This window comes from Clostridium sp. (genome assembly GCF_017888565.1).
Lineage (GTDB): Bacteria > Bacillota > Clostridia > Clostridiales > Clostridiaceae > Clostridium.
Genome location: NZ_JAGHFX010000097.1, coordinates 27,743 through 47,673, shown reverse-complemented (window position 1 = coordinate 47,673; position 19,931 = coordinate 27,743). Strand labels below are relative to the sequence as shown.

The 19,931-nt window shown below is 27.8% G+C and carries 20 protein-coding genes and 1 riboswitch; of the genes, 1 reads left to right on the top strand and 19 read right to left on the bottom strand.

Annotated features, from left to right (window positions below; all coding sequences use genetic code 11):
* Positions 1-72: 72 nt before the first annotated feature.
* Positions 73-447 (bottom strand): hypothetical protein, encoded by a 375-nt coding sequence (locus tag J7M87_RS18945; protein WP_291653580.1) that lies wholly within the window; start codon positions 445-447, stop codon positions 73-75.
* 495 nt (positions 448-942) lie between these two features.
* Here J7M87_RS18945 and J7M87_RS18940 point away from each other — a divergent pair, with 495 nt between their 5' ends.
* Positions 943-1,566: a biliverdin-producing heme oxygenase gene (locus J7M87_RS18940; RefSeq protein ID WP_291653578.1), complete on the top strand. Its 624-nt coding sequence runs from the start codon at positions 943-945 to the stop codon at positions 1,564-1,566.
* A gap of 22 nt (positions 1,567-1,588) precedes the next feature.
* Here J7M87_RS18940 and J7M87_RS18935 read toward each other — a convergent pair whose 3' ends face one another.
* The 18 genes from J7M87_RS18935 to J7M87_RS18850 all read right to left on the bottom strand — a co-directional run bounded on the left by J7M87_RS18935 (position 1,589) and on the right by J7M87_RS18850 (position 19,842).
* Complete coding sequence (locus tag J7M87_RS18935) at positions 1,589-2,020, bottom strand: Rrf2 family transcriptional regulator (RefSeq protein WP_291653576.1); 432 nt, start codon at positions 2,018-2,020, stop codon at positions 1,589-1,591.
* A 263-nt stretch (positions 2,021-2,283) separates the two neighbouring features.
* On the bottom strand, positions 2,284-3,210 hold the full coding sequence (gene cysK / locus J7M87_RS18930) for a cysteine synthase A (protein WP_291653575.1): 927 nt from the start codon (positions 3,208-3,210) through the stop codon (positions 2,284-2,286).
* Positions 3,211-3,364: 154 nt separating this feature from the next.
* Complete coding sequence (locus tag J7M87_RS18925; protein ID WP_291653573.1) at positions 3,365-4,315, bottom strand: TDT family transporter; 951 nt, start codon at positions 4,313-4,315, stop codon at positions 3,365-3,367.
* 246 nt (positions 4,316-4,561) lie between these two features.
* Positions 4,562-5,512 carry a TDT family transporter gene (locus tag J7M87_RS18920; protein WP_291653571.1) on the bottom strand — a complete coding sequence of 317 codons (951 nt, stop codon included), beginning with the start codon at positions 5,510-5,512 and terminating at the stop codon, positions 4,562-4,564.
* 24 nt (positions 5,513-5,536) lie between these two features.
* The gene (locus J7M87_RS18915) at positions 5,537-6,760 is read right to left on the bottom strand and encodes an FAD-dependent oxidoreductase (RefSeq protein ID WP_291653570.1); all 1,224 of its coding nucleotides are present in this window, start codon (positions 6,758-6,760) and stop codon (positions 5,537-5,539) included.
* A complete protein-coding gene (locus J7M87_RS18910; protein ID WP_291653568.1) occupies positions 6,760-7,173 on the bottom strand; it encodes a 4Fe-4S dicluster domain-containing protein in 414 nt (137 codons plus the stop codon). The genes J7M87_RS18915 and J7M87_RS18910 overlap by 1 nt, the downstream gene beginning before the upstream one ends.
* 9 nt (positions 7,174-7,182) lie before the next feature.
* Positions 7,183-9,267 (bottom strand): molybdopterin oxidoreductase family protein, encoded by a 2,085-nt coding sequence (locus J7M87_RS18905; RefSeq protein WP_291653565.1) that lies wholly within the window; start codon positions 9,265-9,267, stop codon positions 7,183-7,185.
* A 308-nt stretch (positions 9,268-9,575) separates the two neighbouring features.
* A complete protein-coding gene (locus J7M87_RS18900; protein ID WP_097032876.1) occupies positions 9,576-10,031 on the bottom strand; it encodes an MOSC domain-containing protein in 456 nt (151 codons plus the stop codon).
* Positions 10,032-10,035: 4 nt separating this feature from the next.
* A complete protein-coding gene (moaA, locus tag J7M87_RS18895; protein WP_291653562.1) occupies positions 10,036-11,007 on the bottom strand; it encodes a GTP 3',8-cyclase MoaA in 972 nt (323 codons plus the stop codon).
* Between the two features lie 18 nt (positions 11,008-11,025).
* On the bottom strand, positions 11,026-11,502 hold the full coding sequence (moaC, locus tag J7M87_RS18890; protein ID WP_291653560.1) for a cyclic pyranopterin monophosphate synthase MoaC: 477 nt from the start codon (positions 11,500-11,502) through the stop codon (positions 11,026-11,028).
* Positions 11,503-11,511: 9 nt separating this feature from the next.
* The gene (locus tag J7M87_RS18885; RefSeq protein WP_291653558.1) at positions 11,512-12,528 is read right to left on the bottom strand and encodes a molybdopterin-binding protein; all 1,017 of its coding nucleotides are present in this window, start codon (positions 12,526-12,528) and stop codon (positions 11,512-11,514) included.
* 72 nt (positions 12,529-12,600) lie between these two features.
* Positions 12,601-13,092: a MogA/MoaB family molybdenum cofactor biosynthesis protein gene (locus J7M87_RS18880; RefSeq protein ID WP_291653556.1), complete on the bottom strand. Its 492-nt coding sequence runs from the start codon at positions 13,090-13,092 to the stop codon at positions 12,601-12,603.
* Positions 13,092-13,667, bottom strand: a complete 576-nt coding sequence (locus tag J7M87_RS18875; protein ID WP_291653554.1) for a molybdenum cofactor guanylyltransferase — start codon at positions 13,665-13,667, stop codon at positions 13,092-13,094. The genes J7M87_RS18880 and J7M87_RS18875 overlap by 1 nt, the downstream gene beginning before the upstream one ends.
* A 9-nt stretch (positions 13,668-13,676) precedes the next feature.
* The gene (glp, locus tag J7M87_RS18870) at positions 13,677-14,882 is read right to left on the bottom strand and encodes a gephyrin-like molybdotransferase Glp (protein WP_291653552.1); all 1,206 of its coding nucleotides are present in this window, start codon (positions 14,880-14,882) and stop codon (positions 13,677-13,679) included.
* Positions 14,883-15,246: 364 nt separating this feature from the next.
* A riboswitch (molybdenum cofactor riboswitch) is annotated at positions 15,247-15,385 on the bottom strand.
* On the bottom strand, positions 15,377-15,886 hold the full coding sequence (gene mobB / locus J7M87_RS18865; protein WP_291653550.1) for a molybdopterin-guanine dinucleotide biosynthesis protein B: 510 nt from the start codon (positions 15,884-15,886) through the stop codon (positions 15,377-15,379). It overlaps the preceding riboswitch by 9 nt.
* Positions 15,887-16,112: 226 nt before the next feature.
* Positions 16,113-17,339: an FAD-dependent oxidoreductase gene (locus J7M87_RS18860; RefSeq protein WP_008679301.1), complete on the bottom strand. Its 1,227-nt coding sequence runs from the start codon at positions 17,337-17,339 to the stop codon at positions 16,113-16,115.
* Entirely contained in the window at positions 17,339-17,746 is a 408-nt protein-coding gene (locus J7M87_RS18855; RefSeq protein WP_291653546.1) for a 4Fe-4S dicluster domain-containing protein, read from the bottom strand. The genes J7M87_RS18860 and J7M87_RS18855 overlap by 1 nt, the downstream gene beginning before the upstream one ends.
* 11 nt (positions 17,747-17,757) lie before the next feature.
* Positions 17,758-19,842 carry a nitrate reductase gene (locus J7M87_RS18850; RefSeq protein WP_291653545.1) on the bottom strand — a complete coding sequence of 695 codons (2,085 nt, stop codon included), beginning with the start codon at positions 19,840-19,842 and terminating at the stop codon, positions 17,758-17,760.
* Positions 19,843-19,931 lie beyond the last annotated feature (89 nt).

Below are 19,931 nucleotides of genomic sequence, written 5' to 3'. Positions count from 1 at the left end.
TCACTCTTAAATTATTATAAAAATAGGGTAAATATTCTTAAAAGAGAATATTTACCCAAATTATATATATTTCTATAAAATAAAGCTTATTAGCAAAGATATTGATCCTACAATTACTAAAGATATAGTTGTAATATCAATATTTATATTAACTTTACATGAATCAATTATTCTTCTTCTATCGATTTCATTTGTTTCTAAGCTTATATTAGCTAGCCACTGTGGATTAATTTGACCAAAATCTTGAAGAGATAAGCTCATAGGATTTCCTCCAACTGCAGAAAATATTCCCATCATTAATATTATTATGCCTTCAACAAAAAGCACATCGCTAAAATTATACCCTTTGAAACTAGAAATAATTTGCCCTAAGATAAAAGAAACTATCAAGGTAATAATAGAGATAGTTATAAATCTTGAAAAAGTTTTGGAATTTTTTTTAATCATAAGAATCACCATCCACCTTCCTTTGAAATCAATTACATTATAGCATTCTAGCCATTTTCTTACAACATAGTATTAAACTCTAGTCTTTATTTAAATTATTAATATTATAAAATTTTACATTTATCTTTAAAGAAATTAACATTTATTGCATTTATAATTCTTCATAATTTAATATATATATAAATGTATTATCATATAAATATATTTATATGACTTTTAAGATTTCTTATATCACAATTAACTAACTTTTTTAATTATAGGCTCTACTTTTTGAAATTCTTCATAAAATATATGAACTTTGTTCATATATTGATTATTATGAACAAAGTTCAAGATATGAAATGCTTACTTCTTAATTTCAGTTTTCAAGGAAAAATTTTAAAGAATTTAAGGATATACGGAGTTTGATATTTTAGAGATTAAAAACTATTATTAATATAAAGACTTAAGTAATAACAATTTTTACTTAATTATTATTTTAAAGGAGTGACTATAATGAATAATTTAATGATGGAAATTAGAAATAGAAGTAATATATTGCACAAAGCAACTGAAAATAACGGTTTTACAAGAAGACTTCTAGAAAAAAATGCTACTGTTGAAAGTTACGCTGAATATATATATAACTTATATTACGTTTATCAAGCTATTGAAAGTAATTTAGAGAAATTAAAAGATATAGAAAAAATTACTCCATTTGTAACAACAGAATTATATAGATCTGAATTAATCAAAGAAGATTTAAAAAACATTTTATCAACTAACTCATTTAAGCCTCTATCGTCTACTATAGCATATGTAGATAGAATTAATCATGTTTGTGAAAAGAATCCTAATTTAATAATTGCTCATGCATATACAAGATTTTTAGCAGATTTATTTGGTGGTAGAATATTTTATAATTTGCTAAAAGACCACTATAATATAAATAACGATAGCTTAAACTATTACTCTTATAAGGCTCTTGGAGATATGAAAGCTTATGTTATGAAATATCACAATATGCTAAACAAACTTACTCTTACAGCTCAGGAAAAAGAAGAATTTATTATTGAAATTTGCAATTCATATATTTATAATATGGCAATCTCAAATGAACTAGATTCTAAATGCTTTTAAAAAGAAGTGGCAAAGCCACTTCTTAAATATAGTATATAATTGTATCTTTTGATTTCTTATAATCATTTACTAAATCTTCTAATGTTATATCTGAAAAATATTTGCTTATTAAACAATTTATATCTTTCCATAAATTTTTATTTATAAAATCTTCTAATTCATTTTCTTCTTCTTCATTTATATCTATAAATATATTTTCGCCTTCTAGAACTTTTAAAATTTCACTAATTGTTAATTCGCTTGGATTTTTTCCTAATGTATATCCCCCTTGAGCACCCTTTCTCCCAACTATGATACCGCCTTTTCTTAATAAAGAAAATATTTGTTCTAAATATCTTTCTGAAATACTTTGCCTTTCAGATATTGTCTTTATACTTACATTTTCACAATCCATATTTATAGCTAAGTCTATTAATGCTCGTAAACCATATCTTCCTTTAGTTGAAATTTTCACATAATCACCTTTTCCTTTTTATTTTATATATTTCAATTAATATATATCCAAACAAAAATATAATATCAAATAAATAGTTATTGAATTTAAACAATTTAAATAGCAAATTTAAAAGTATATACTATAATTTCTTATTATTAAATAATATCCTTATCTAAATTCTATTCATTATTACATCTTTTAATTATGAACATAATCTTTATTATAACTCATATATTTAATAATAAAAGCCACCACTATAAATAGCAATGACTTTATTAGAATTATTTATATAAATCAGTTGATAAATATCTTTCTCCTGTATCTGGTAATAGAACCACAATATTTTTATCCTTATTTTCTTCTCTCTTTGCAAGTTCTGTAGCTGCTACTATAGCTGCTCCTGCTGAAATTCCAACTAACAATCCTTCTGTTCTAGCAATATCTTTAGAAGCTTTAAAAGCATCTTCATTTTCTACTGCAATTACTTCATCTATTATTGAAACATTTAGATTTTGTGGTATAAATCCTGCTCCTATTCCTTGTATTTTATGAGGTCCTGGCTTTCCACCTGCAATAACTTGAGAATTTGTTGGCTCAACAGCTACTATTTTTACATTAGGATTTTTAGCTTTTAAAACTTCTCCTACTCCAGTAATTGTTCCGCCTGTACCAACTCCGCCTACAAATATATCAACCTTTCCATCTGTATCTCTTAATATTTCTTCAGCTGTAGTTTTTCTATGAATTTCAGGATTAGATGGATTTTCAAATTGTTGTAGGATAACTGAATTTTCTATTGTGCCCTTAAGTTCATTTGCCTTAGCTATTGCTCCCTTCATCCCTTCTGATCCAGGAGTAAGAACCAATTCAGCCCCTAAAGCCTTTAAAAGATTTCTTCTTTCTAAACTCATAGTTTCTGGCATAGTTAATATTAATCTATACCCTTTTGCAGCAGAAACAAATGCTAAAGCTATTCCTGTGTTTCCACTTGTAGGTTCTATAATTACAGAGCCTTTATTTAAAACTCCATTTTTTTCTGCATCAATTATCATTCCATATCCAATTCTATCTTTTACACTACCTCCTGGATTGAAATATTCTAATTTACCTATAATAGTCGCTAAAGTGTTCTTTTCCTTATTATAATTAGATAATTCTAGTAATGGTGTATTCCCTATTAATTCAACTAAACTTTTTGCTATTTTCATTTTAACCTCTCCTTATTTATCCCACTATTCCGATATGTTTATTTTATAATTATATAATACTCTATTTCTATTAATTTGTGAATATATTTTTTGAATTATAAAAAAAGAAATTGTATCATTATTATTATACAATTTCTTTTAAATTAAACATATTTTAATTTTCTTTAATATTTTTCATAAACATAGTAAAAAAATTAAATAGAACAAATGTTATTATGCCTGTAGTAATATATATTTGTATTCCTGATATTTGCTTTATGATATTTCCTATTATTTCATATCCATCATTAATTAAAAAACCTGACATTTTAATTGAAGCCAAAGTACCTATTGCCATTGGAAATGTTAATCCTGCAAAAGCTGGAGTAAATTTATAAGAGAAAAATTTCGGTAGCTTGTACACTACAAATAAAAGTGTACTTAACACTAAAATATATAATAAATATAATAGAATTTTATTAGGCTCTTCAACGACATTTATATAACTAACTACACAAAGGCTTGATGGTGCTAATAATATTGCTTGTGTATGAAAAAATGCTTCTTTTAAAGGTTGTGTTCTTAATCTTATAATCATGAATGGTAATATTAATAATAATACTATTATACCATAGTATAGTACTATCTTGCTTATTAAAGGTTCTTTCATTACAGAACCTACAACTGTTGAAACCATTAAACCATTATAAGTTACAAACCAGCTTGGAACAAATGTATCTTTATTTACTCCTTTAATAACATTTCTATATGTAAATATAATTATATGTACTGTATGTAATAACACTCCTGTAATCCATAGCATTTTTCCAAAAGAATTATTATAGTCAAAGTAATAACCACCTAATATCATAGTTATCATAGTTATTCCTGCATAAAGACTAGCTGGAACTGTGTTTGAATATTCTTTTTTACAAGTAGGATAGAATGCTAAAATTTTAATCAAATATGCTATTAAAATACCAGTTGCTATCCACATTGTTAAATGTCTTACCCAAGTATATCCTAATGATGAATAAATATTTGATAATGTTGCTGCTCCTACCATTGTAGGTAATATTGGAACAGGTAATTTTTCTATTTTTCTAAAAATTAAATTATTTTTCATAATTCCTCCTAAGCTAGTTTTAATTATTCTATTAAATTCACATTATAATTTCAATACTTATTGTTAATTTTTTCACTTATATATGTATAAAAGATCTTTTATCATAATTCAACACTAGCATTATATCACTAATAAATATAATTTCCGTGATATTTATCACAAATTATCATTTTTATTAAAATAAAAAAATACTACACTTCTCTTAACTATAATAATATCTAGCTTAATGAAGTGTAATATTCTTATTTAATTAGTTCTTAAACTTTTAAATAATATGTATACAAATTTATACAAAACATATGCTATTATCGTTGTAGTAATATATATTTGTATTCCACTTACTTCTTTTATAGCATACCCTAAAAAATGATTATTCAATTTTATAAAAAATGAAGATGCTTTAATTGATGCAACTATACCTATTGCCATAGGGAATGTTAAACCTGCAAACCCTGGCGTAAAATTGTAAGAAAAAAACTTAGGCAACATATATAAAATAAATAATAGTGTTAAAAATATTATTGAGTAAAGAATATATACAAATATCTTATTAGGATTATCTATAAAATTTAAATAACCTACCAAACAAAGGCTTGATGGCGCTAATAATATAGCTTGAGTATGAAATAAGGCATCATTTATAGGCTCTTTCCTTAACCTAGAAATCATAAACGGTATTATTAATAAAAAAACTACAATCCCATAATACACTATAATCTTACAAATAAAAGGTTCCTTCATAGGAATTCCAACTACAGTCGAAACCATTATACCATTATATGTTACAAACCAACTTGGAACAAACGTTTCTTTATCTACTCCTGGAAATACATTTTTATACGTGAAAATTATTATATGTATTGCATGTAATATTATACCTATATACCACAGGCCCTTTCCTATTATTTCATTAAAATCAAAATAATAAGATCCTAATATCATTAATATCATAGTAAATCCTGCATATAAACTTGAAGGAACTGTATTACTGTATTCACTTTTACATGTGTCAAAATAAATTGTTATCTTTATAACATAAGCAATTAATATTATAGTTGCACATACCATTGTTATGTGCCTTATCCATGTATATCCCAAAATTTGATATACATTAGATAAAGTAGCTGCTCCAACCATTGTTGGTAAAATTGGTACAGGCATATTTTTTATCTTTTTTAACAGAGATTTATTCTCCATAATATACTCCTTTTTCATTTTTCTTTAGTATACAAACTCTAAGTTTTCTGTTTCATTAAAGAAGTCTGAATAATCAATATCAAACAAAGTTTTTTTAACTCTATCAACATTTATTTTTTGTTTTATAAGTTGCGTCAAAACCCCAACATATGATAAATCTCCTTGCACTATAGCTCCATAAATTGCTCCATCTTTATAAATTATCTTTTTATAATCTTTCCCGTCAATATCCGTTATTTCTTCATAACTTTCATCTGGCTTAACAACCATACCTAATGACATAGTAGCCACTCCACAAAAATTCATTGTATTTTTACTTCCAAAATAATCTTCCATAAATGTTTCTTTACCAACCATATTATTTGCAGCTATCATACCTTCTTTAACTGCTGTTGGCCATATTGGATTTCTTCCTGTTACATCTCCTGCGCCATAAACATCTCTGACATTTGTTTCACCTTTTGCATTTATTATAAGACCAAACTTGTCACATTCTATTCCACTATCTTTCAAAAATCCTACATTGGCTCTAACTCCCGTACAAGCAATTATCAATTCACATGGTACTTCTTCTCCAGTATTAAGTTTTATAGAGATAGGATTATTTTCATCATCTACAATCACTTTTTCTGCTCTTACACCAAACTTCAAATTTACTCCTTCTTTTTTTAATCTTTCTTCATATATATTTGCAGCATATTTATCTAATTGAAGTGGCAGAAGTCTATCACCCATTTCAATCAATGTTATATTTAAATTGTAATCTAATAATCCTGCTAACGCATCAACACCAACAAGTCCTGCACCTAAAATCGCAACATTTTTCACTTTTCGCACAATATTTTTAATTTTTATAGCATCATCTAAATTCCTTAATCCTATTACATTATTAGCACTTCTTAAATTTTCTATTGGAGGTAAAAATGACGATGATCCAGTAGCAAGTAAAACTTTATCATAAGTTAAACTATCTTCATTAGATAACTTTAATAATTTTTCTTTTATATCTATTCCAATAACTTCTACTCCTTTTATCCATTTTATTTTATACATTTCAAAAAAATTGTCTGGTGAAAAGTCTAAATCTTCTATATCTCTTCTTCCATCTAAAAAATGATGAAGTATACATCTTGAATAAACATGATCATCTTTAGATACTAAAGTTATTTCTGCATCTTTATCATGTTCTCGAATTGTTCTTGCTGCATTAATTCCAGATGCTGATGCACCTACTATAACATATGCCATTATTTATATACCTCCTCTAAGGTTAATGCTCCCATAGGACATCTATCTACACAATGTGGATATTTAGTATCTGTAGATAAACACATATCACATTTCATTACTTCTCTATTAGTTTGATAATCCATTTTTAATACTCCATACGGACAACCCATAATGCACATATAGCATGTTGCACATCGGCTTTTATCATAAATAACATATCCACTTTCATCATCTCTTCGCATTGCCCCTGTTGGACATGAATATACACACTCCGGTCTTGTGCAATGTCTGCAGTAAATTGGTGCATATCTTCCTTCACTATTAATAACTATTCTTCCTCTTGTATCTCTAGAGCCATGAGAGACCTTGCAAGCAGTAGTACAAGTTAAACATCCTATACATTTCTTTCTATCGATTTTTATTCTTTTCATAATAATCTCCTAATTAATTTTTTCTATTTTTACTGGACCATATTTGTAATTAGGTTCCTTTGAATATGTATCAAATATTGATGGTAGTACAGAATTTGCTTCTATATAATGCATTGGCGCATAAAGTTGGTCTTTTTTTACAGTTCTACTTAACTTAACAAGGAATTTGTTACTTACTCCATTTGGCGAGCTTACTTTAACAATATCATTTTCTTTAATATCAAGCTCCTCTGCCAAGTCCGTATTAAGATTTATGTATCCCTCTTTCATTATAATTGCTTCTACATCAGGAATTTCTCTTGTTCTTGTTTGTGTATGCCATTGCCCAACAGTTCCTCTACCTGTATTTAAAATATATGGATATTCTTCATTTTGTTCAAAAGGAGGACTCATAATATCTTCATAAATAAATTTTGCCTTTTTATTTGGAGTATAAAACTTTTTATCTTCAAACAATCTTCTTTCTTCCTTTTCAATATCATCGCCTTCTTTAAAAGGCCATTGAACCCCCTTAGAATCTTTTAACATATCATAACTTACACCAGTTATATCACAAGGCATATTCCTAGTGCATTCTTTTAATACTTCAAAGGCATCTTTAGGTGTTTTCCATTTATCTAAAAGACTTCCCATTCCAAGAGCTTTTCCTATTCCTAGTAAAATATCATAATCACTTAACTCATCTTTTCTCTTTTCAAGTACTGGTTGAATTTTAGATAATCTTCTTTCTGTATTTATTAGCACACCTTCTTTTTTCAGTCCATTTGTTGAAGGTAATATAAGATGGGCATATTTAGATGTTTCTGTATCACTATAAATATCCTGCACTGCTAAAAACTCTAATTTTTCGGCTGCTTTTTTAAATTCCAAACTATTTATCCATGAAACAACTGGGTTTGTTGCTAATACCCAAAGAGCTTTTATTGTTCCATTGTTTATACCTTCAATTATTGCATTATATGGTATTGTAGGCTTTTTAGGTAGCATATCCTCATCAATTTCTAAAGCTTTAGCTACAACTTTTCTTCTAGCTTTATCAGTATATTCTCCGCCACCATAAAGTCCAGTAGTATTACTAAATAATCTTGAACCCATAGCATTACACTGACCTGTTATTGAATTTGCTCCAGTACCTGGTTTACCAATATTCCCAGTCATAAGAGCTAAATTTATTACTGCTTGTGCAGTTCTAACTGCTTGATATCCTTGATTTACTCCCATAGTCCACCAAAGTGATACTCTTTTACCTTCATGTATTATTTTAGCTAATTCTAATACTCTTCCTTTTGAAATTCCTGTATACTCTTCAACATCATTTACATCATATTTTTTAACATGTTTTTTAAAACCTTCAAAATCTTCTGTACTGTTTTTTATAAACTCTTCATCTATCCAACCTTTTTCAATCAATATATTCGCTAATGTATATAAAAGTCTTAAATCACTTTTTGGTTTTAAATCTATCCACATATCTGAATTAGTAACTGTTTCACTTCTTCTTGGATCTATAGTAATAATTTTTTTATCTTTGTTCCTATTCTTTATTACTCTGCTCCAAAGAATTGGATGAGCCACAACAGGATTGCATCCTATAAATACCATTACATCAGATAGTTCTAAATCTTCAAATGTATATGGTGGGGAATCAAATCCAAAACTTTGTTTATATGCAACAACAGCTGTTGCCATACAAAGTCTAGTATTACCATCTCCATTTCCACCTAGAAATGTTCTTCCAATATGCCCTGCTAATGCCATTTCTTCTGTACATAACTGTCCCGTGCTTAAAAATGCAAAGCTTTCTTTACCGTATTTATCTTGAATTTTTTTTACTCTTTCTGCAAATATATTAAATGCTTTATCCCAAGATATATGTTCTAGCTTTCCCTTTTCATTTCTTAAAAGTGGTAATACTGGATTTTCATATATAGTATTTTGTTTATCTAAGTTCAGCCCCTTAACGCAACAAAAGCCTCTATTTACAGGATAATCCTTTGCTGGCTTAACCCTTTGTATAAATCCGTCATCTTCAACATGAAAATCAAAATTACATGCTATAGAACAATAGTTACAAGTAGATCTAACAACTTTCATATTTTTACTCCTCTTCATTAAACATTTTATAGCTATTATTAGTATTATTCGCTTATTATATACATATTAAACAACTGGGTATGTATAAATTTACTTATTCATTCATAGCTTTTGAGAGCAACAAAAACTTATATCTATCTAATTAAAAATTAGCAAACCATAACTATAAAATTAGTGTATTCTTAAATATTAAAATTCTAACACCATCAATAATTTAATTTTTAAAATTTCAAACTTTTATACTTTCGTATAAATAAAAAACATCTAGATACTTGATTATTAAAATCTAATATCTAGATGTTTCTTTATTATAATGTAAATACTTTTTTTTCATTATCTAATAAAGTACATTTATCTCCAACTCTTACTTTTCCACCTTTTAGTACTCTAGTAAATATTCCATTCTTAGGCATTATACATTCTCCGACCTGATAGTATATAGCACATTTATCATGACATTCCTTACCAATTTGAGTTACTTCTAAAAGTACTTCTCCAACTGTTAACCTTTGTCCAACTGGGAGTTTATTTAATTCTATTCCATCAACAACTAAATTTTCCCCAAATGCACCAAAATCAACATTTCCGCCTTTATTTCTAAATTCATCAATCTTTTCAAAAGCTAATAAACTCACTTGTCTATGCCACTTACCAGCATGAGCATCACCTTCTATTCCAAATTCCTCTATGAAATTTGCTTCTTCAACCTCATTTTTTAAAGTTCCCTTATGTTTACTTGTACATATAGCTAAAACTTTGCTCATATTCTTACCCTCCAATTTGATTCATAAATTTTAATTCTTTATCCTTACTATTTTTCATGAATAAATGTTTTTCTGGTTTATCAAAAATACTCTTTTCTATTGCAATTGATAATTCATTATCAGAAGCTCCATTTCTAATCAGTTCTTTTAAATCAATCCCATAATTAAAATGTAAACATTGCTTTAAAAATCCTTCTGAAGTTAATCTAATTCTATTACAATCCTCACAAAAACAATTGCTTATAGCACTAATAAATCCAATCTTACCTTTAGCACCTTCTAATTTTATATAAGCTGCTGGTCCACCACTCTTAATTCTTTTAACTTCTTCAAAATTTTTATAATTATTTTTTATAAATTCTATAATAGCTTCATTATTAATTCCTTTATATTTACTTCCTACCCCAATAGGCATAAGCTCTATAAATCTCACATCTATGGGTTTTTGTAATGTTAAATTTACAAAATCTATTATTTCATCATCATTAATATCTTCTATCATAACTGTATTCAATTTCACTTTTATTCCAAGTGAAATACATTTATCTATTGCTGCTAATACCTTTTTTAAGTCTCCTAATCTAGTTAATCTTTTAAATGTTTCTTCTCTTAATGAGTCTAAACTTATATTAACACCTTTTAATCCTGCTTTTGCAAGAATTTCTGCGTTTTCCTCAAGCAATATTCCATTTGTAGTTAAGTATATTTCCTCTATACCTTGTATTGTATTTATTCTTTGCATAAGCTCTACTATATCTTTTCTAACTAAAGGTTCTCCACCAGTAAATCTAACTTTTTTTATTCCAAGCTTTGCACTTTCGCATACTATTCTATATATTTCATCATTAGTTAATTTATCTTCATTTTTAAGAAAGGTATTATTCTTTTCTTCCATACAATATATACATCTTAAGTTACAATTATCAGTTAATGAAATTCTTAAATAGTCTATTTCTCTATCATACTTATCTTTCATATTATTTTGAAGAGTTATCTAAAAATTAAACTCTCCACTCTTACCCCCTGTTTTTTTAAGTAAATGAGTACCTTCTATAACCATTCTTTTATCTACAGCTTTACACATATCATATATTGTTAATGCTGAAATTGTAGCTGCAGTTAAAGCTTCCATTTCAACGCCCGTTTTATCTACTATTTTTACAGTGGCTTTTATTTCAATGCTATTTTCTTCTTCACTTATTTCAAAATCAATGTTACAGCTAGATATCATTAAAGGATGACACATAGGTATTAAATTAGATGTTTGCTTACTTGCCATTATTCCTGCAACTCTAGCTACTCCTAAAACATCTCCTTTACCTATTTTCCCTTCTTTTATAAGTTCTAATGTTTCTTTTCTTACTTTTATTTTTGAAACTGCAATTGCAACTCTCTCAGTTTTATTTTTTTCTGATACATCTACCATTCTTGCATTTCCACTATTATCAAAATGAGTAAATTTACTATTCATTATATCCTCCTACTTCCCAAAAGAACAATGTGGAAAGGTACAAACCTTACAATCTAAACATAATCCACCATGTCCATAATCTGCTATATCCCCTAAAGTTAATTTTTCATCTGCTAGTATTCTTGGCAGTACTAAATCCAATACAGTTCTTTTTGAATACATAGCGCAACTTGGTACTCCTAGTATTGGAATGTCTTTATAGTAAGCTAATAAAAACATAGCTCCTGGTAATACTGGTGAACCATATGTAACAAGTTCTCCACCACATTCTTTTATTGCTGTTGGAGTTACATCATCTGGATCAACAGACATTCCACCTGTGCATATAATCATATCTACATTTTCTTTTAACCCATTCTTTATTTCTTCTATTATTCTTTCCTTAGAATCTGGCAAAATAACTTGATTAATAACTTCACTACCATAATATCCAAGTTTTGATTTTATTACTGGTAGAAAGGCATCTTTAATTCTCCCACTATAAACTTCATTACCAGTTGTGATAAGTAAGCATTTCTTAGGTTTTATTTCCTCTATATAAATTATTTTATCCTTTATTAATTTTTCTGCATTAATGATTTTTTGTTCATCAATTATTAATGGAATAACTCTTGTTGCACCAATTTTTTCACCTTTTCTTATTGGAGTATTATTATGCAGAGTTGATACTATTATTTCTCCAAGACTATTAATCTTAAATAACTCTTCTTTGTCTATTTTTAAAACTCCATCAATATCTGCAAAAAAGTCAACTTTTCCTTCCTTTATTTCTTCTGATTTACAAACTCCATCCCCAAGTACAAGATTAGAAATTCTAATTGCAGCATCATTTTCATGTAGTTCTCCTTCACTAGGTTCCCATACATAAATGTGCTCTTTTCCTATAGATAATAGTTTTTCAATATCCTCTTCTTTTATAATATGACCCTTTTTGAAAAGTCTTCCTTTAAATTCTCCTGGTATTATTTGTGTAACATCGTGAGATAATATACACCCAACAGAATTATATACGCTTATCATCTTCATTCTAATGCATCTCCTATAAAGTTAATCATTTGCATGGTTACAAATTTTCAATAGATATTTTTATAAATGTGCCTATTTTCTTGCACATTCCTTTGCTTCTCCTATTAATATACCAATTCCATGTTTCAATTCATCTAATATAAAATCTAAAGCTTCTTCACATGCCTTTGGGCTTCCTGGTAAATTTACTATAAGAGTATCTTTTCTTATTCCAGATACTGCTCTTGAAAGCATTGCTCTTTTAGTTATTTGAAGGCTATACATTCTTATAGCTTCACAGATTCCTGGTGCTTCTCTATCAATTATTTCCTTAGTTGCTTCTGGAGTTATATCTCTTTTCGAAAATCCAGTTCCACCTGTACTTAATATTAAATTAACCTTTAACTCATCACTCATATGTATGAATTCCTTTTTTAACATTTCCTTTTCATCAGGTACAATTACCACTCTTTCAACTTTAAAGCCTGCATTTTCTATTATCGCTTTAATAACTGCTCCACTTTTATCTTCTCTTTCTCCTGCGTATCCCTTATCACTACTTGTTATTATTCCGACAGTATACATCAAATCTCCTCCAAGTCATTATATTCATTAATTGTATTTATATTTGAGAAATCTCTTTCATTTAGATCTTTATATGTTTCATTTTCTAATATTTTGTATTTTGTTGACATTATAAACTTTTGTAATTTATTTTCATTTTTTATTAAAACATCTTCAATTTTAGGAATTAAACTTTTAGAATACACTGAACATAAAGGCTGAAGTCTTTCATTGATTTTAGGTACTATAACTTCATATTCTTCACTTGCATTTCCTATAATGTTTAAAGTATCTTTTGTAATTAAAGGCATGTCACAAGCAATACATAAAACTTTATCATTTTTTGCATTTTTAAGTGCTGAATGTATTCCACTTAAAGGGCCATTTCCTAAATAAATATCACCAAAAATTTTTAAGTTAAACTTTCTATAATCTTCTTTTTTATTAGATATGATAATTATTTCATCAAAATCTTTTCCTGCATCCATTATATTTTCTATAAAGGTTTTTTCTTTAAAAAGTAATAATGCTTTGTTATTATAATTCATCCTACTACTTTTTCCACCTGCTAAAATGGCTAATGTTTTATCTATCATCTTTTTCTCCTAAAGCTTTATAATATCTACTAAATCTCCTTGATTTTTCCCATCATTATTAGCTTCTATTTCAATTATGCAATTTGAATTTATTGCAGAACTAAGTATTCCATTTCCTGATTTAATTTGTGTTATATGTACATATTGTTTGCAATTATTAACCTCTACATATCCTCTTATAAACCTTCTTTGAGGACTTTTCTTTTTGATATCTTTTGATAATATTGCTTTTTCTCGATTTATTTTAATTTCTTTATATCCAGATAATTTTTCAAGAGTTGGTTTAACTAATAATTCAAATGTTGTTAAAGCTGCTGTAGGATTACCTGAAAGACTAATTACAATTGATTTATTTACCATGCTACATAAAACCGCTGAGCCAGGCTTAATAGTTATTTTCCAAAAAAGTTTTTCTCCACTTGTAGTGTCTATAGCATCTTTTAATAAATCTTTTTCTCCAACTGAAACCCCTCCAGTTGTAATTATCAAATCAACTTCCTTTGAAACTTCTTCAATATAGCTACCTATTTCATGAAAATTATCATTTATATGATCAATGTATTTAACTTCATAACCCAGCTCCTTTATTCTTGATAAAATGGAATATTTATTACTATTATAAATTTTCCCTTCTCCTAGTTCATATTCTATATCTATGACTTCATCACCAGTACTTATAAACGCTATCTTAGGTTTCTTATATACTTTTATTTTATTTATTCCAGAACAAGCTAAAATTCCAATATCAGCATAATCAAGTTTTTTGTTTGATTTTAAAAGCAGACTTCCTTTTGAGATATCTTCTCCCTTTATGCATATATTTTCCTTTTCATTTATACTTTTCTTTAAGATAATAAAATCATCTTCTAAATCTACATCTTCTTGTTTTATAACAGCATTTGCTCCTTTAGGAATTGGTGCACCTGTCATGATTCTAACTGCTGTATTGTCATTAACAACACTACTACAAACACCTCCGGCATAAACCTTATCTATTACCCTAAGCTTCCTATTACTTAATTCAGTATTCTTAGAAATTAATGCATACCCGTCCATTGCTGATTTATCAAAAGGTGGATTATTTATTTGTGCATAGATATTTTCACTTATTACTCTATTTAATCCCTGAATTAAATCTATCTCTTCTATACTCAAATTATTCACATTATTATTTAATATTTCTATTGCTTCTTCTAATGAAATAAAGGATTTCACGTTCTTCCTCCCTTTAAAAATATTGTATGTAAACTTATTCATTCCATCACTTCCCTCCAAGTCAACAAAAATTTACATACATCAACTTGAAAATAGAAGAATGAGAAATGCAAAATACACATACTTTTCAATCATTAAGATAAAATAACTATAAACTTATACAATTATCATTTTAGAATAATAATATTTTATACTTTTCTATACAAAAAAGCCTATTACCCATAAATTTGGTGAGTAATAAGCTTTTAATTTAAATATAAATAAACACTTTAAATAGTGTTAAAATGTACTTAATATATAAACCTAAAAATAATAGCAAGTTTACTTTTATTTTTAGACCTATATTAACTATAAGTATACTATATTTAAATCAACTTATTTTCCTTCCCAAATCGTGGAGATGCTATCTTTTCAAATAAACACCCTGTGAATCTAAAATTCAGGCGTAGTATCCATAGAATGTATCCTTAGGCAATACTATGCTCTAGAAAATATCATTGATAATGTTCGAATTTAAAATCTTCTTCTTTTTCTATTAAATCAGCAAGTTCTTCAAAATTATTTTTATCTACAACTAAAACATCATTTAAACTTAAATTTGTATCACTTGCTACTGCTATAAGATTATTCTTAGGTGTTATTATTTTACTACTAACACCACTTCTATATACTTCTATCTTTCTTAAATTACTTTTCTTATATCCTTCTACTAAAATTATATCTTTATCCATTGCTAAGTTTATAAGATCGTAAATTTCAGTTTCTTCATTTAATTCCTTTATTATTGCAAGCCTAGAACTTGAAGATATTATTACAGTTTCTGAACCCGCTTCCCTATGTTTATATGTATCTTTTCCTTTTTTATCAATATCAAACCCATGAACATCATGCTTTATTGTTGCTATACTTAAATTTCTATTTTTTAATTCCCTTATTAACCCTTCCATTACAAATGTTTTTCCCACATTTGACTTTTCTCCAATTATATTAATTACCTTAGACATAATTTTCATCCTTTAAGTATATTTTAACTATTAATTTTTAATAGCTTTATTTAATAGCTTTATTTAACTTTAAATTTATACTTATTATGTTCTATATTTTTTATAATAATCCTTCTTTAAAATATATTATTAATAAAATATTAACTACATAATTTGCAATAAAGATTTAATATTTAATTAAACTATATGGAAATTAGCTAAAATACTAATTTCCATATAAAGATTATTATTTATAACTAAATTCAAAATTCTTTTCTATATTAAAGAAATCTGCATAATCTATATCAAAGATATTTTTTGTTACTTTGGATATATCTATTTTTTCTTTTATAAGTTGTGTTAACACGCCTGCGTAAGATAAATCTCCTTGGATTATTGCTCCATAAATTTTGCCATCTTTGTGTATTATCTTTTTATAGTTTTCGCCATCTATGCTTATTTCAACTTTGTAAGTTTCATCCTTTGGTTCTATATCACCTAAAGACATAGTTGCAACACCAACAAAATTCATAGTATTCTTGCTTCCAAAGAAATCTGTCATTATCATTTCTTTTCCTAACATATTGTTTGCAGCAATTATCCCTTCTTTTACTGCTGTTGGCCATATAGGATTTCTTCCGGTTACGTCTCCTGCTCCATAAATATCATTAATATTAGTCTTTCCTTTTTCGTCTATTATTAATCCAAACTTATCACATTCAACATTACTATAGTTCAAAAAGTTAACGTTAGATCTTACCCCTGTAGCTACAATAACTAATTCACATGGTATTTCTTCACCAGTATTAATTACTAAAGCTTTAGGATCTTTATTTTCATCTAAAATTAATTTTTCTGCTCTAACACCAAGCTTTAAATTCACTCCATTTTCTGTGAACTTCTTTTTATAAACTTCTGAAGTATATTCATCTAATTGTATTGGTAAAACCTTATTTCCCATTTCTACTAAAGATATATTTACACCTGTATCAATAAGTCCACTTACTGCATCTATTCCAACAAGTCCTGCTCCTAATACAACTACATTTTTAACCTTAGCTGCCTTTTCTTTTATAAGCACTGCATCTTCTAAATTTCTAAGTCCAACTACATTATTTCCTTCTCTTAATCCTTCAACTGGTGGAATGAATGATGAAGCTCCGCTACAAATCAATAATTTATCAAAACTTAAAACTTTATCGTTAGATAAAGTTAAAGTTTTATTTTCATCATTTACACAAATAACTTCAACACCATTTATCCATCTTATATTGTACTCTTCAAAGAAATTCATAGATGTAAAGTTTAATTGTTCTACATTTCTATGATTTGAAATGTAATGATGCAAAATACATCTTGAATATACTTCAGTATCTTTTGAAACTAATATTATTTCTGCATCCTTATCTAATTCTCTCAATGTTTTTGCTCCACTAATCCCAGCTGCAGATGCTCCTATAACTACATATTTCATTAATTAGGCACCTCCTCTAATGTAATAGCTGCCATTGGACATTTTTCTACACATTGTGGTGTCCCCTTATCTTTGCATGCATCACATTTCATTATTTCCTTTTGTGCTCTACTGTCAGCTTTTAATACTCCATAAGGACATGCCATTATGCACATATAACAACTTGCACAACGCTCTTTATTATAAGTAACTAATCCTGTTTCCTTATCTTTGCTCATAGCTCCAGTCATGCATGTGTAAACACATTCTGGTTTATCACAATGTCTACAAAAAATTGGAGCATACTTTCCACTACTATCTATTGTTATTCTGCTTCTTGTATCTTCTGAATTATGAGAAACAATACATGCCGTTGTACAAGTCAGACATCCAACACATTTCGATCTATCTATTTTTATTCTCTTCATATTGAATCCCCCTATTTTTTAAAAATATTCACTGCAACAGTTTTAAAAGATGGTTCTTTTGAATAAGGATCATAAACTGAAGGAGTTAAGGAATTTGTTTCAATATAATGCATTGGTGCATATATATGATCCTTTTTCACATTTTCTGAATAAACAACATTAAATTCATTAGTATTACCATTTTGTGAAGCTATTTTAACTCTTTCATTTTCATTAATATTTAATTCTCTTGCTAGCTCTGGATTCATTAAAATATAAGATTCTTTGCTATAAATTTTATTATATTCTATTTCTCTAGACCTAACTTGAGTATGCCATTGTCCTACAGTTCCTCTTCCTGTATTTAATATATAAGGGAATTCTTTTGAAGTCTCTGTTGGATTTTCTGCTATATCTTCAAAATGGAACTTAGCCTTCTTTGATGGTGTATAATAGCTGCCATCTTCATAAAGTCTTCTTTCATCCTCTTCTATAACTTGTCCTTCTTTGAATGGCCATTGAACTCCTCTTGAGCCTTCCATATTTTTGCCTTCTAACATTTCATAAGTAACTCCTGTTATATCACAAGGCATTCCTTTAGAACATTTTTTTAATAATTCAAATACGTCTCTTGGAGTTTTCCAATTATCAAGTAAACTTCCCATACCTAACGCTTTACCTATATTTAAGAATATTTCAAAATCAGATAATTCGCCCTCTTCTTTTGGTACTACTGGATTAACTTTTGACAATCTACGCTCAGTATTAATAAGGACTCCTTCTTTCTTTATAGCTGGAACTGAAGGTAAATATAAATCACAAAGCTGTGCAGTGTGAGTATCTTCATATATATCTTGTACAACTAAGAAATCTAAATTTTCTACTGCTTTTTTAAATTCATCATTATTTGTAAATGAATGTCTTGGGTTTGTACATATTACCCATAATCCCTTAATTTCTCCTGCAATTGCTTTTTCTATTATAACGTTATAAGGAAGCGTTGGCTTAGTTGCTAATACACTTTCGTCAACTTCTAAGGCTTCCGCTACAGCTTTTCTTCTTACTGGATTATCAAAATCTCCACCGCCATATAGTCCTGCTGTATTGCTGAATGCTCTTGATCCCATAGCATTACATTGACCAGTTAATGAATTTGCACCTGTTCCTGGTCTACCAATATTTCCAGTGATCAGTGCTAAGTTTATTATAGATTGTGCAGTTCTTACTGCTTGATATCCTTGGTTTACACCCATTGTCCACCAAAATGATACTCTTTTCCCATTATGTATTATTTCTGCTAGTTCTAAAACTCTTTCTTTAGATATTCCTGTTTCTTCTTCTACATTATCTAAAGTAAATTTAGAAACATGATTTTTAAAGTCTTCGTATCCCTCTGTATGCTCATCTATATATTTTTTATCAATCCAACCATTTTGAATTAATACATTTGCTAATGTATATAATAGAACTAAATCAGATTTAGGTTTAATATCTACCCACATATGAGAATTTATTGCTGTTTCTGATTTTCTTGGATCAACTGTTATTATTTTTGCATCCTTATTTTTTCTTATTCTTCCCCAAAAAACTGGATGTGCTATAACTGGATTAGCTCCAATTAAAATTATAGTATCTGAAAGTTCAGCATCATTTAAAGTATAAGGAGGAGCATCAAAACCAAAACTTTGCTTATGCGCTACAACTGATGTCGCCATACATAATCTTGTATTTCCATCTCCATGCATACCCATGTAATTTCTTCCTATATGTCCAAGCAACGCCATTTCTTCAGTTGTCATTTGTCCAGTACTAATATATGCAACACTTTCTTTACCATATTTAGCTTGAATTTCAGTCATTTTTTTAGCAAAAACTTCAAAGCCTTTATTCCAAGATATTTCTTTCATTTCTCCATTTTCATCTCTTAATAATGGGGATTTTCTTGCCTTAACTTTTGTTTGTTGCTTATCTAAGTTTAATCCTTTAATACAACAAAACCCCTTATTTACTGGATAATCAACAGTAGGTGAAACCTTTTGAATCTTACCATTATCTACATAGAAATCTATGTTACATGCTAAAGCACATAAATTACAAGTTGATTGAATTTTTTTCATATAACTTACATCTCCAATTCATAATTTTTAAACTCGTTATATTATTTTATGATTTTTAATTTTATCATTAACTATCGCTAAAAACTGTG